Origin of the sequence: Gilliamella sp. B2785 (assembly GCF_026537005.1) — a bacterium.
GTDB lineage: Bacteria > Pseudomonadota > Gammaproteobacteria > Enterobacterales > Orbaceae > Gilliamella > Gilliamella apicola_E.
In genome coordinates this window covers 1-524 of sequence record NZ_JAFNNC010000026.1, presented here as the reverse complement: position 1 = coordinate 524, position 524 = coordinate 1, and the positions used below count along the sequence as shown (strand labels likewise).

Genomic DNA, 524 nt, shown 5'->3' with positions numbered 1-524 from the left:
AGATAGTTGTCATGTTGTTCTTGTGTAATTAAATTTATTTCTAATGCGTACTCAAACTCGTTTTTCATGGTACTTTCAATTGTTTTCACTCGTTCTTTTTGGTCTCGCATACTGCACTCCTTAGGGGGATTTCATCATTCACATCTCGATAAGCCAACTGTCTTCCAACCCTTCTTTTATATAGCCTCTAACAAAATCTAAGGCTACAATTTTTTCATAATAGTCATTGATTTTAATCCAATCTTCATCGTAAAAAGCTAAACTATCTTTATATTTTTCATAAATATAAGACGTTAATTCATTGAGTTCCTGCAGATATTTGTCATGTTGTTCTTGTGTAATTAAATTTACCGCCAAAGCATGTCTGAATTCATTTTTGGTCAATCTTTCGATACTGTAAACTCGCTCTTTTTGGTCCCACATACTGTTCTCCTTAGGCAGTTTTGGTGATATTAACGGCTGAATTATAACCAAATTTTTTAGGGCATCCAAGCAGAAAGGCTCGCTAACTGTGTGACTGCGAC

1 protein-coding gene is annotated in these 524 nt (G+C 34.5%); it reads right to left on the bottom strand.

Annotation, left to right across the window (positions count from 1 at the left end):
* Positions 1 to 138 precede the first annotated feature (138 nt).
* Positions 139 to 423, bottom strand: coding sequence for a hypothetical protein (locus J3U24_RS11515; RefSeq protein ID WP_267347009.1), 285 nt, complete (start codon positions 421 to 423; stop codon positions 139 to 141).
* Between the last annotated feature and the right edge of the window lie 101 nt (positions 424 to 524).

Coding starts and splice junctions, on each gene's coding strand:
- J3U24_RS11515 (WP_267347009.1), bottom strand. CDS start 423: ATGTGGGACCAAAAAGAGCGAGTTTACAGTATCGAAAGATTGACCAAA.